The sequence below is a fragment of the Nonomuraea sp. NPDC005983 genome, assembly GCF_040614375.1.
Lineage (GTDB): Bacteria > Actinomycetota > Actinomycetes > Streptosporangiales > Streptosporangiaceae > Nonomuraea.
Genome location: NZ_JBEXUP010000093.1, coordinates 22305 through 35000, shown reverse-complemented (window position 1 = coordinate 35000; position 12696 = coordinate 22305). Strand labels below are relative to the sequence as shown.

Below are 12696 nucleotides of genomic sequence, written 5' to 3'. Positions count from 1 at the left end.
GACCGCGCCGGCGGCCGAGGCGGCGCTGGAGTCGGCACGCGGAGCCCTGGCCGGAGCGGAGGGCCGCTTCGAGGAGGCCGCCCGCCGCCACGGCCGGGCCCGCGCCGCCTACGAGACGATGGCGAGGCCGTACGGGGCGGCGCGGGCGGCGGAGGCCGAGGCGGGCGCGCGACTCGAACTCGGCGACAGGGCGGCCGCGGCGGAGATCATCGCCCACGCGGGCGAGCGGTACACCGCGCTCGGCGCCACCCACGACGCGGCACGCTGCCGCCATCTGCTGCGGGAGATCGGCGCCGACAGCCGGCCGCGCGGGGGCAGGAAGTCCCGCGGGGTGCTGTCACCGAGGGAGAGCGAGGTGGCCAGGCTGGTCGCCCTCGGCCATACCAACAGGGAGATCGCCGAGGTGCTGTTCCTGTCGCGCCGCACGGTCGACACGCACGTGGCGCGGGTGCTGCAGAAACTCGGCGTCCGCACCCGCAACGAGGTGCCTCCCCCTCCATGGAGCGAAGCCCCGGCCGGATGACCGGCCGGGGCTCTGGTGCCGCGGGTCTAGACGGTGATGCTCCAGGAGTCCAGGTAACCGGTGTCACCCAGGTAGACGTCGCTGACTTCGAGCACCCAGGTGCCCGCCGCCTGCTGGCTCACCGGGACCGAGTACGTCCGGGTGCCGTACGAGGTGCAACTGGTGCCGCCGTAGCTGTCGACCGAGTACCACTTTCCGTTCGGCCCGCGGAGCCAGATGTCGAGATCCTCCGCGCAGGTGTGGTTGATCGTGACCGACAGCTTGACCGGCGAGGCCGCCTTGCCCGTCGCTGTGGAGGTGACCGGGCTCTGCACGGTGCTGAAGTCGCTGATGGTGTAGTTGGTGTCGTTGGTGAACGTCCTGCCGCCCGAGGTGCCCTGCACCGTGAGCGCGTAGGTCGTGGTGTGCGTCGCCGTCTCGCCGGTGCCGGTCACGGTCACGTTGTACGAGCCGGCGGGCGTGGTCGGCGCGGTCGAGATCGTCAGGGTGGACGAGCCGCCCGAGGTCACCGAGGCCGGGCTGAAAGCGGCCGAGGCGCCCGTGGGGAGACCGCTCGCGGCCAGGTTCACGACCTGCGCGTTGCCGGACGTCGTGGTGCTGCCGATCGTGGTGGTGGCCGCGGAGCCGGCCTGCACCGTGCCGGCCGCCGGGTTGGCCGAGATCGAGAAGTCACGCGTCGAGGTGCTGCCGACCTGCAGAGTGAAGATCGCAGTGTGCGTGACCGACCCCGTGCCGGTAACGGTGATCTGGTAGCTGCCCTGCGCCGCCGAGGAGCCGACGGACAGGGTCAGGGTGGAGGAGTTGCCGGAGGTGACCGACGACGGGTTGAAGCTCGCCGTGACGCCGCTGGGCAGCCCGGACGCGGTCAGGTTGACCGTCTGGGCGCTGCCGGACGTGGTCTGGGTGTTGACCGTGGCGGTCACCTGCTGCCCAGGCTGGCCGCTGCCGGTCGACGGGTTGAGCGAGAGCGCGAAGTCGCTGGTGGACGTGCCACAGGCGGGCTCGCCCGACTGCGCCGCCACACTCACCGCGCTCCACGCCGCCTTGGTGGTGTTGCACTCGGCGCTGTTGGCGCCGAACAGCTCGATCGCGGCCGCGACAGAGGCCGCGCGGGCGTTGGTGTAGCGCCAGGCCGAGGTCTTGCGGTTCAGGGCGCCCAGGTAGATCTGGCCGGCCTTCTGCACGCCGACGCCGGTCACCGACGACGGACCGCCGGAGCAGATCGGGCTGGACGGCTTGCCGCCGCCGGGGTTGCTGCCCTCAGCCAGCAGGTAGAACCAGTGGTTCAGCGGACCGGCCGCCGCGTGCACCTCGGTGTTGGGGATCGAGGAGGACCAGCAGTTCGGGTCGCCGAGCGCGCTCGGGTCGTACATGTTGCGGATCGGCCCTTGGCCGACGAGGTCCACCTCCTCGCCGACGAGGTAGTCCGGCGGGTCGTTGGGGTTGTTGGCGTAGTGCTCGGTGAGAGCGCCGAAGATGTCACCGGTGCCCTCGTTGATGCCGCCGTTCTCGTTGCCGGAACCGGCCCCGCCGGGCGTGGTCTGGAAGATGGCGTGCCCGAACTCGTGCGCCACCACGTCGATGTTGGTGGCCTGCCGGTCGTTGGCCTGGTTGTGGCCGAAGTTGGTGTAGCTGCCGTTCCAGTAGGCGTTGACGTCGTTGAGCCCGACGCGCGCGCCGAACCCGCCGCCGCTGCCGTTGATGCCGTTGCGGCCGAGCCAGTCACGCAGCATGTCCCACTCGCGCTGGACGGAGTAGAGCGCGTCGACGCAGGCCGTCTCCAGGTTGGTGCCCTGGCCGTTGCCCCACGCGTCGTCGGGGCCGGTGTAGGCGGTGCCGCCCTGACCGCCGCACTGGAGGCCGGGCCTGGTCGAGTCGGTCATCGAGTACGAGCTGCCGGAGCCGCTCGTGTTGATGGTGACCTGCCCGTAGTAGTAGCCGTTGCCGCTGCCCTCGCGCACGTCGTCGTAGGAGTCGGCGATCTTACCGGTGCGGGCGTCCACGAACACGTGCTGGATGCTCGGCCTGCCCTTGACCAGGCCGCTGACGACGGCCTCCCAGGTCAACCTGGGCTTTGCGCCCCAGGCGAGCACCACCAGGCGCGGGGCGGCGGAGTCGTCGACGCGCGAGAGCCGGGTCTTCGCCACCTCGGTGGCCTGCTCCGCGCTGATCTTGGCCTGGGTCTGCACGTCCTGGCTGTTCGGTCCGGCCGCTGCGACGGTGTCGCGGACGCGGCCCGCCGAGTCGGTGACGACGACCGCGTCCCCGCCGACCACCGGCAGCCCCTTGTAGGTGCGCTCGTAGCCGACGAAGTACATGTCGCTGGTGCCATGGGTGACCGACACCCGGCGGTACGCCTCGTCAGGTCCCTTGGCCAGGTTGTCGAGCCCGCTGGAGACGGCCTTGTCGGCGACCGCCGCCGCGAGCGAGGCCGGGTCGGGCGCCGCTTGCGCCCGCGCGCCGGACTCGTCCTTGGTGGCTCCGGGTGGGGCGGCGTGCGCGGGGAGAGCGGAGAGGGCCATGGCCGCGGCCGTGGCGAGTCCCACGGTCGCGGCGGCTAAGGCGGTGCGTTTCACGGGTCGTGCTCCTTTCGGCGTTTCCCGGGCACCGCGGCGTGCGCGCACGCCGGCCACCGCGCCGCAGGGATCGCCTGGGCCACGGGGTCGACCGGGAACGGGGGGCGGGTGAGCATGCCGTTTCACCTTGCTGCCGCCAGACGCTAGGCGCTGCGCTCAAGCCTGCACATCCGTATGTGCATCGGTAGGCATACCGATGTTTCGGTTCGCGCTGGTCACAGCTCCTCACCGACGGCCCGCCCGCTGGCGAGGGGGCGGTCGGAGCGGGAGGCGTCCCATGGAGGCGCCCGGCACGCGTGCACGAGCTGACGCTCGGTGGGCTCCCCCAGGTAAGGGCATAACCTGGGTTTTGTCGGCTCCTATACCCGTACGCGGCGATCCGCGAGGCCTTCCATGACGGCGATGACATCCCAGACAGGCAGGCGACCCCAGCTGAGCCGGTTGCCCGCCGAACTGACCAGTTTTGTCGGGCGTCGGCACGAGGTGACCGAGGCCAAGCGGCTGCTGTCCCAGTCGCGCATCGTCACGTTCACCGGCCCCGGCGGGGTCGGCAAGACGCGGCTCGCGCTGCGGGTGGCGGCCGAGGTGTCGCGGGCCTTCCCTGACAGCGTCCGGCTGGTCGAGCTGGCCACGCTGAACGACCCCGGCATGCTGGGTCAGACCGTGGCGGAGGCGCTGGAGGTGCGCGACTGGTCGTCGAGACCGCTCGTGGACGTGCTCGCCGAGCATCTCAGGGACAAGCGGATGCTGCTGGTCCTGGACAACTGCGAGCACCTGCTGCACGCGTGCACGGTGTTGGTGGAGACGCTCACCCGGGCCGCGCCGGATCTGCGCGTTCTCGCCACCAGCAGACAGGTGCTGGGCGTCACCGGCGAACAGATCCTCGCGGTGCCCGTGATGACGCTGCCCGACAGGGACGGCGGCCTGCTGCCGCCGCAGTCCCTGATGGAGTACGACGCGGTGCGCCTGTTCGCCGAGCGCGTCGCGGCCGTCCTTCCCGGGTTCGCGGTGACGGAGGCCAACCAGGAGACGGTCGAGCGGATCTGTCGCAGGCTGGACGGCATACCCCTGGCGATCGAGCTGGCTGCGGTGCGGCTGCGGGCGCTGTCACTCCCCCAGTTGCTGGAACGGCTGGACGAGCGCTTCCAGCTGCTCACCGCCGGCTCGCGGGCGGTGGTCCCCCGCCACAGGACCCTGCGCGCCCTGATCGACTGGAGCTACGAGCTGTGCACGGAGCAGGAGCGCCTGCTGTGGGCCCGGGTCGCGGTGTTCGCCGGGGGCCTCGATCTGGAGGCGGCCGAGGAGGTCTGCTCCGGGGACGGGATCGCCACGGGGGACGTCGTGGACCTGGTGATCGGGCTGGTGGACAAGTCCATCCTGATCGCCGAGCAGGCCCCGTCGATGCGCTACCGGCTGCTCGACACCATCCAGCAGTACGGCAGGGAACGGCTGAAGGACTCGGGCCAGGAGTCCGCCATGCGGCGCCGGCATCGGGACTACTACCGGCACCTCGCGGCGCAGGCAGTACGGGGGCGCTTCGGCCCGGATCAGGCCACCTGCTTCACCTCGCTCCGTCGGGAGCACGCCAACCTGCGGAGCGCCCTGGACCACTGCTTCGCCACCGGCGACACCGGTGCGGGCCTGGAGATGGCGACGGATCTCGCCTACCACTGGATCACGAGCTACTACATGAAGGAGGGCCGGCGCTGGCTGGAGCTGGGGCTGGCCGCGGAGACCGCGCCGAGCGAGACGCGGGCCATGGCGCTGTGGGCGGCCGGCTGGCTGGCCGTCTTCCAGGGCGAGCTCGACACCGCCGAGGAGATGCTGGCGGAGAGCCGGGACCTGGGTGAGCGGCTGGGCCTGGAGCGCGTGCTCGCCTACGTCGCGATCTTCTGGGGCGGCGTCGTCATCTGTCGCGGGGACCCCGAGAAGGCGATCGCGATCTACCAGGAGGCCGCGGCCCGTTCCCGGGCCATCGGCGATCCGCTGGGGCAGTCGCTGGCGCATCTGCGGCTCTGCCTGGCGTACTCCCTCACCGGCGACTCCTCCGCCGCGATCGAGAACGGGGAGCGGTGCCTGGAGGTGAGCGACGCCTACGGCGAGGGCTGGCACAGGGCGCGCGGGGAGCTGGCGCTCGGCCTGGAGTACTGGCGCCAGGGCGAGCTCACCCGGGCGGTCGAGCTGGAGGAGAGAAGTCTCCGCTACAACCGCTCGGTCGACGACCTGCTCGGTCTCGCCATGAACTTCGAGGTGCTGTCCTGGATCGCCGCCACCGAGAGGCGGTTCCAACGGGCAGGCCGACTGCTGGGGGCCCTTCAGGTCATCTGGGGCGAGATGGGCACGCCCATGGCGAGCTTCACCTATCTGATGCGCTACCACGACGCCTGCGAATCCAGCGTCCGGGCCGCCCTGGGGGAGTCGGCGTTCCAGTCCGCGCTCAAAAAGGGTGCCCGGCTCTCCATCGACGAGGCGACCACCTTCGCCCTGGGGGAGGACGCTCCGCAGGAGCCCGCAGAACCCTCCGGGGAGCCGTCGCCGCTGACCGCACGGGAGACCGAGACCGCCCAGCTCGTCGCCCAGGGCATGAGCAACAAGGAGATCGCCGCCACCCTGGTGATCGCCCAGCGCACCGCTGAAGGGCACATCGAGCGCATCCTGAGCAAGCTCGGCTTCACCTCGCGCGCCCAGATCGCCGTGTGGATCGGAGAGCGGAGCCGGGCCGCGGGCAAGCGGGACTCCGCGGCGCCGTGACGGCACGCCCCCAGAGGCCGCGAGGAACCGCGTCAGGCCCGTTCACCTGGACCACGGCGCCGGCGGTCAGCCTGCTACGGGAGACACCGGCCTCCCACGCCGGATCACGCTCCGGCGTCTGTTCCCACGCGCATCAGGCTGTGGCAGGCGATGGCGGCGGCGGCCACCACGTTGAGCGAGTCGACGCCGGCCGCCATCGCGGTCGCGCTCATCGGGATGCAGACCGCCTCATCGGCCTCGTGCAGCCACCGGGACGACAGCCCGTCACCCTCCGACCCGAGCAGCAGCGCCACCCGGTCGGTCATCTTGACGGTGTCCATCGGCACGGCCGACTGGTCGGGCGTCAGCGCCAGCAGTTGGTAGCCCGCCTCGCGCAGCTGCTCCAGACCGGTGAACCAGTTGTCCATCCGCGCGTACGGGATCGAGAAGACCGCGCCCATCGACACCTTCACGGCACGGCGGTACAAGGGATCAGCGCAGCGTGGCGACAGGATGATCCCGTCCACTCCGAGCGCGGCAGCGCACCGGAAGATCGCGCCGACGTTGGAGTGGTCCACCAGGTCCTCCAGCACCAGGATCCGCCGGGGGGCGCGTTCCAGCACCGCGTCGACGGGGGTGGGCGGGAGGCGTTCCATGGAGGCGAGCGCTCCCCTGTGTACCTGGAAGCCCGCGATGCCGGACATGATGTCGTCGCTGACCACGTACACCGTCGCGTCGCCGAGGACGTCCGCCAGGGGCGCGAGCCAGCGCCGGGTGGTGAGGACGGACCTGATCGGGTAGCCGGCCGCGATCGCGCGCCGGATGACCTTCTCGCCCTCCGCGAGGAACAGGCCGCGCTCCGCCTCCAGGCTCTTACGGAGTTCGACGTCCCGCAGCTGGGTGTAGTCGGCGAGGCGAGGGTCGGCGGCGTCGGTTACGTAGTCAGGCACCTTCCGATATTGCCACGAGGCGGTTGACCTGCCAGACCGTGGCATAGCAGGTGAGCACCAGGCAGAGGCCCACCAGGGTGCCCGCGCCCACCTTGGTGATCACGCTGGGGACGCCGAGGTCGGGGCTGGGTTCGTCCACGAGGGGCCAGAGGAAGGCGCCGGCGACGACGCCGAGCGTGGCGGCCGCGACCACCGTGCGCCGCACCCAGGGAGAGATCCGCAGCCGCTCGGGGACCGCCGCGGCGTCCATGCGGGACAGGTTGCGCCAGGCCCACCAGATGACGACGGCCAGGCCCACGACCGACGACAGGTACTGCAGCAGGCGGAAGAACCTGATCACGCCGAAGACGGAGTGATCCATCCAGGCTCCCCAGTGGTCGACGGCGCTGACGTGCGTGAAGGAGTCCCACAGGACGTGGCTGGCCGCGCCGACCACCGCCCCGATCACGATGGGGAGCAGGCTCTCCATCCGGCTCGACGGCAGCAGCGTCGCGGCGCGACCCGCGAGCGAGGGCGGCAGCAGGGCGATCAGCGGATCCCTGAAGAACGCGTGGAACACGCCCAGGAGGACCACGACCGCCGCCAGGTCGAGGGTGAAGACGCTGCGGAGTGAGTGCCAGTCGGTGTAGTCGGGCAGGAACGGGAAGAAGATCGGCAGGTCCGGCACCATCGCACCGACCGCCAGGGCCCAGGGATCTGCCAGCTTGCGCATGCGCGGCGAGGACACCAGCGGCAGGACCGCGGCGATGTGACTGGGTGTGAACGGCACGAAATCCCCTCCCTGATCGATGGAACGTTACCCGGCGAAGCTTGCACGATCTTTACACCCAAGCCCTAAAGTTACTGTCAGTAATGGATACGTTACGTCTCGCGGTCGGCGACCGGAAGTCGGTAGTTCGGGGGTTAAAGGTGCCTGACCAGCAGGTTCATCCGCATCCAGCCGCGTCGGCCGCATGGCTTCGCGCCGCTGGCGTGGCTCGCTCCCTCTCGGTCGCCACTCTTGTATGGCTGGCGGTGGAGAGCACGCTGGGGCTGGCGGCGGGGCTGTCGGCGCATTCGGTGGCGCTGATCGGCTGGGGGCTGTCGGCGCTCGTGGAGGCGGCCGCGAGCCTGATCGTGGTGTGGCGCTTCACCGGGTCGCGGACTCTGTCGCCGGGCGCCGAGCGCACCGCGCAGCGGTTGGTCGCGGTGAGTTTCTGGGTGCTCGCCCCCTACCTGGTGATCCATGTGGCGCACGACCTGGACGCGGGCCACCGGCCGGCCCCGACCGTGCTCGGGATCGTGGTCACGTCTGTGAGCATGCTGAGCATGCCGGTGCTGGGGCTGGTCAAGCGGCGGCTCGGGCACCGGCTCGCCTCCACGGCGACGGCCGGGGAGGGCACACAGAACCTCATCTGCGCCGCGATGGCGGCCGGCGTGCTGGCGGGGTTGTGGCTCAACACGGTCGGCTGGTGGTGGGTGGATCCGGTGATGGCGGTGGCCCTGGCGGCGGTGTCCGTACGGGAGGGAACGCGGGCCTGGCGCGGTCACGCATGCTGCCACTGACGTGACACGGCGTAATACCGGCACCAAAAGCGCTGTTTTGCACCACTAACTACACCGAGTATCGTTCCCGAAGTATTGCGGAGCTTCTCCCGCTAGGGTCTCCGGAAGGTCTCAACACACCGAAGAGGACATCGTGGGGCGACACCGCACAGACGAGCTCGATGATGGTTACCGAGCCGAGGAACCGGCCCCCCGCAGGCGCCCCCGCAGCGGACGCGGCCGGGTACTCGTCCCGCTGGCCGGGTCCGTCGCGCTCGCCGTCCTCCTCGGCGTCGCCGCGTACGTCATCTTCACCCGCGACCACGACTGCACCGCCGGAAAGCTCCCGCTCCGCGTCGTCGCCACCCCCGACATCCAGCCCGCGCTCAACAAGATCGCCGGCAACTACAACAAGGCCATGCACTCGATCGACAGCCGCTGCGTCGAGGTGACGGTGGCCAAGGAGGGCGCGTCGCGCACCGCGAACGCGCTGGCAGCGGGCAAGGCGAACGCCGACTTCTGGGTCGCGGACTCCAGCCTCGTCGTCAGCAGGCTGCGCGCCGCCACGCCGGAGGTGCCCGCGCCCACCGGCACCGTCGCGGTCTCTCCGGTCGTGCTCGTGGCGGCGAAGTCCATGGCCACGAAGCTGCCCGAGAACCTGCAGCCGAGCTGGGCCGGGCTGATCGCAGCGGCGAACGTGGCGAACCCGGACGGTCCCGGCAAGAAGGTCCGAGTGCTCGCGCTGGACCCGCAGAAGAACTCCGCCGGGATGGCCGCACTGCTGGCCGCCGCCGGCTCGGCCAAGAAGGCGGGCCAGGACAAGGCGCTGGTGGGCGCGTTCAAGGAGCTGTCAGGCCAGCTCGTCGCCGACCCGAGCGCGCTGATGGCCAGCCTGACCGTGAAGTCGGGCAGCAGGGTGCCGATCGGTGTCTCGTCCGAACAGACCATCTACGCCCACAACACGAAAAAGCCTGACACGCCGGTGGTGCCGCTCTACCCCACCGACGGCACGCTGAGCCTCGACTACCCGATCACGGTCCTGACCAAGGACCCGACCACGCAGAAGGCCGCCGCCGACTTCACGCACGACCTCAGCACCGAGTCGGCCAAGCGGACGCTGCGTGAGCAGGGCTTCCGCACCCCCGACGGCCAGGCGGGCGAAGCGCTGGCGAAGGGCAAGGGGTTCGCGTCCACGGCACCGAAGGGGCTGCCCGTCCCCGACGTCAAGACCGTGTCGGCCCTGTCGCAGACCTGGTCGCGGCTGAACCTCGGCACCCGGCTGCTCACCCTGCTCGACGTCTCGGGCACGATGGCGCTGCCCGTCCCCGAGACGAACATGACGCGCATGCAGGCGATCAGCAGGATCGCCACCGAGGGCCTGGCGCTGTTCCCCGCCGACTCCGAGATCGGCGTGTGGGCCTTCTCCACCCACCTCGACGCCCAGGGCAAGGACTGGCGCGAGGTCGTCTCGGTGGGCCCGCTCAGTGAGACGGTCAACGGCGTGCTCCGCAAGGACGCCCTCGCCAGGCAGTTCAACTCCATCCAGGCCAAGGCCTCGGGCGACACCGGGCTGAACGACACCCTCAAGGCCGCCTACACCGAGATGACCAAGACGTACCAGGAGGACAAGATCAACACGATCGTGGTTCTCACGGACGGCGCGGGCAACGACGACCCCGACGGCGGCGTCAGCGACAAGCAGATCCTGACCTTCCTCAAGCAGAAGTACAACCCGAAGCGGCCGGTGAGCATCCTGCTGATCGCCTTCGGCCCGGAGGCCGCGGCGGGCAAGCAGCAGATGGACGCCGTCGCCAAGGCCACGGGCGGGGAGGCGTACATCGCCAAGGACGTGCTCCAGGTCCGCGACTTCTTCCTCCAGGGCATGCAACGCCGCATCTGCGCCCCCAACTGCGACGGGTAGCGGATCCTTCCGCCGCTCCCCCGCCGTTGGCCGCGCGCCCTCCTTCGGCCGGGCGCCGCGACAACGCGTTCGCGGCCCATTCCGCGCTTCTGTGACTTCTTGTCACATCCGCCACTCTTTTCCCAGATCATGCCTGTTGGGCATGCTGCGGCAACCCCTGCCACGCAAGCGGCGTCCTGTACGCGTGGGGGTTCGCCGGTGAAGATCGGGGAGGGACTGTCGTGCCTGGATGGCCGAGCGTCGGTCGGAGTGACGATCACCACTTGGTGGAGGCGTTGCGGCGCGCGGACACCGATGCCCCCGCCAAGCTGTACGACGCCTACGGCGAGCGGCTGTACGACTACGCCTGGACGTTGATCGGCGACAGGGAGAGCGCGGCCGACGCCGTGCATGACGCGCTCGTCACCGCTCAGGGGTGCGTGGAGCGGTTGCGGGACAACGGGCGGCTGCGCCCCTGGCTGTACGCGCTGACCAGGTTCCAGGCGACGGCCCGGCTCGCGCACCGGAGCGGCGGTGGGGACGCCGCCCCGCCCGTGCTCGACGCGCCCGAGGATCCGGAGCTGGCGGAGCTGGTGCGGCAGACGCTCGGGGAGCTGCGCAGGAACGAGCGCGAGGTGCTGGAACTGTCGGTGCGGCACGGGCTGACGCCCGGCGAGGCGGGGGCCGTGCTGGGGCTGACCTCGCGACAGGCCGCGTCCCGGCTGGGCAGGGCGCGCGACCAGTTGGAGAACGCCGCCGCGGCCGTGGTGCTGGCCAGGACGGGTCGGGCGCACTGCCCCGATCTGTCGGCGATGCTGGACTCCTGGCAGGGGCCGCTCACTCCGCTGCTGCGGCGGAGGCTGTCCGGGCACATCAGCGGGTGCGAGGTGTGCACGGAGGGGCGGCACCAGCGGGTGGCGGCCGGGCGGCTGCTCGACATGGTGCCGGTGGATTTCCCGCCGCTGTCGCTGCGCCGCCGGGTGATCGACACCTGCGTCAACCCGGAGCGCGACCAGACCCGCACGCTGATCACCGACCGGGGCGACAGCTTCGACAGGACCGGCTTCCCCGTCGCCGTCGAGCGCCGCTCCCGCCGTCGCAGGCCGCGCAGGCTGGCGCCGGTGGTGCTGGCGGGGGTGTGCGTGGTGGCGGCGACGGCCGCGATGGCGCTGGTGAACGACCGTGACAGCGCCGAGAGCGCGCTCCGGGCCGTCCCCGCCCCCTCGACTCCCGAGGCGGATCCGACCGGTCCCTCCCCCGAGCCCGTGCTGGAGACCGACGCGGAACCGTCCCCTGAGCCGACGCCCACGACCACACCCACGACCACAACCACGCCGAAATCCACGGCCAGGAATGCGCCGTCCGCGCGGCCCGCCATCAAGGTCTCGACCACCAGGCCGGCCGCGGTCCCCACGGCCACCCGCCGGCAGGCCGCGCCGGGCGCCAGGCTCGCCACGTCCTGCCCTGCCGGGATCGACGGCGTGGCCAAGGTCGGGCTGCGGGCCCGCAACGCCACCGTCACCTGGAACGCCGCCTCCACCCAGGGTCTGGACGTGTTCCCGGCGAGCGGCTCCATCAAGGCGGGCGGCTCGGTGGCGATCTGGGTGACGGTGGACGACCCCGGATCGGCGGGCAGCGGCAGGGTCTCGTTCAACTCGAACGCAGGCAGCGCGAGCTGCTCACTCTCCTGGCAGGGGGACCAGCCGCCGACCTCGGAACCTCCGACGGATCCCGCGACCCCGACCCCGCATCCCAGCGAGTCCACCACGGAGCCCGCGTCGATCACCAGCACGCGAACGGAGGCCCTTGACAACTGAGGGGTCACGTTCAGGTAGATCGTGTTTCACGGGTACACTTTTGTGACAAATGGGGATATATCACGTCTTGACTCGAAGATCCTATGCGAGATAGGGCATTCTGGTGTGCTTGGGGACCGCACCGGATCCGAGCACTGCCTTTACCTGTGTGTTGAAGAACACACAAGAAACTTTGACCTGCCGGTAAACCGGAGCGCGTCGTCAAGCGTCGGCATTGACGGCTTCAGAGGTGGATTGGTCCCATGATTATGCGATCAGTCGCGCCTACGTTCGGCCAGGAACTCGGGGAGAGAGACAACAGATGCTCAAACACCGCAGATTGCTTACGTGGCTGCTCGCGCTCGCGTGCGTCGCGGGAGCAGCGATCGCGCTGTTCGACATCCAGACCCCGCTGCGCCCATTCCTGATCTCTCTGTTCCTCCTCGTCGTTCCCGGCGCCGCGGTCGTAGGACTGTTGCGAGATCGTGACCCACTTGCCGCACTATCAGTAGGAGCCGCGGCAAGTCTCGTGCTGAACGTGCTCCTAGCCCAAGCCATGCTCCAGTTCAACGCTTGGTCGCCGAGGGCCGGTGTGGCGACGGTCGCCGTGCTCGGAGGGTTCATGTACGTGCTTCGCGTGTTGTACCGGGGGAAGAGCATGCAGACCGAACAGGGGGCCAGGGCAAGGTGAACATCA

The 12696-nt window shown here is 70.4% G+C and carries 9 protein-coding genes; 6 read left to right on the top strand and 3 right to left on the bottom strand.

From position 1 onward, the window contains the following. On the top strand, positions 1-523 hold a 523-nt coding region (locus ABZ297_RS32035), incomplete at its 5' end, for a LuxR C-terminal-related transcriptional regulator (protein ID WP_355353897.1). A gap of 26 nt (positions 524-549) precedes the next feature. Here the strand turns inward: ABZ297_RS32035 and ABZ297_RS32030 are convergent. After that, on the bottom strand, positions 550-3099 hold the full coding sequence (locus tag ABZ297_RS32030) for a M4 family metallopeptidase (RefSeq protein WP_355353894.1): 2550 nt from the start codon (positions 3097-3099) through the stop codon (positions 550-552). A gap of 402 nt (positions 3100-3501) precedes the next feature. Here ABZ297_RS32030 and ABZ297_RS32025 point away from each other — a divergent pair, with 402 nt between their 5' ends. Further along, positions 3502-5850: a LuxR C-terminal-related transcriptional regulator gene (locus ABZ297_RS32025; protein WP_355353891.1), complete on the top strand. Its 2349-nt coding sequence runs from the start codon at positions 3502-3504 to the stop codon at positions 5848-5850. Between the two features lie 104 nt (positions 5851-5954). Here the strand turns inward: ABZ297_RS32025 and ABZ297_RS32020 are convergent, their stop codons facing one another. Beyond that, on the bottom strand, positions 5955-6779 hold the full coding sequence (locus ABZ297_RS32020; protein ID WP_355353888.1) for an RNA methyltransferase: 825 nt from the start codon (positions 6777-6779) through the stop codon (positions 5955-5957). After that, complete coding sequence (locus ABZ297_RS32015; RefSeq protein WP_355353885.1) at positions 6772-7548, bottom strand: DUF4184 family protein; 777 nt, start codon at positions 7546-7548, stop codon at positions 6772-6774. Before ABZ297_RS32015 ends, ABZ297_RS32020 begins: the two co-directional genes overlap by 8 nt. Positions 7549-7751: 203 nt before the next feature. Between ABZ297_RS32015 and ABZ297_RS32010 the strand changes: the two genes are divergently transcribed. From ABZ297_RS32010 to ABZ297_RS31995, 4 genes are all read left to right on the top strand, one after another. Further along, positions 7752-8324, top strand: a complete 573-nt coding sequence (locus ABZ297_RS32010; RefSeq protein WP_355353882.1) for a cation transporter — start codon at positions 7752-7754, stop codon at positions 8322-8324. A gap of 133 nt (positions 8325-8457) precedes the next feature. After that, entirely contained in the window at positions 8458-10224 is a 1767-nt protein-coding gene (locus tag ABZ297_RS32005) for a substrate-binding domain-containing protein (RefSeq protein WP_355353879.1), read from the top strand. Between the two features lie 266 nt (positions 10225-10490). Beyond that, positions 10491-12020, top strand: coding sequence for a sigma-70 family RNA polymerase sigma factor (locus ABZ297_RS32000; protein ID WP_355353900.1), 1530 nt, complete (start codon positions 10491-10493; stop codon positions 12018-12020). Between the two features lie 301 nt (positions 12021-12321). Beyond that, positions 12322-12690, top strand: coding sequence for a hypothetical protein (locus tag ABZ297_RS31995; protein ID WP_355353876.1), 369 nt, complete (start codon positions 12322-12324; stop codon positions 12688-12690). Positions 12691-12696: the final 6 nt, after the last annotated feature.

Excerpts from the sequence above, each read along its gene's own strand:
- ABZ297_RS31995 (WP_355353876.1), top strand. The coding sequence starts at position 12,322 with ATGCTCAAACACCGCAGATTGCTTACGTGGCTGCTCGCGCTCGCGTGC.
- ABZ297_RS32025 (WP_355353891.1), top strand. The coding sequence starts at position 3,502 with ATGACATCCCAGACAGGCAGGCGACCCCAGCTGAGCCGGTTGCCCGCC.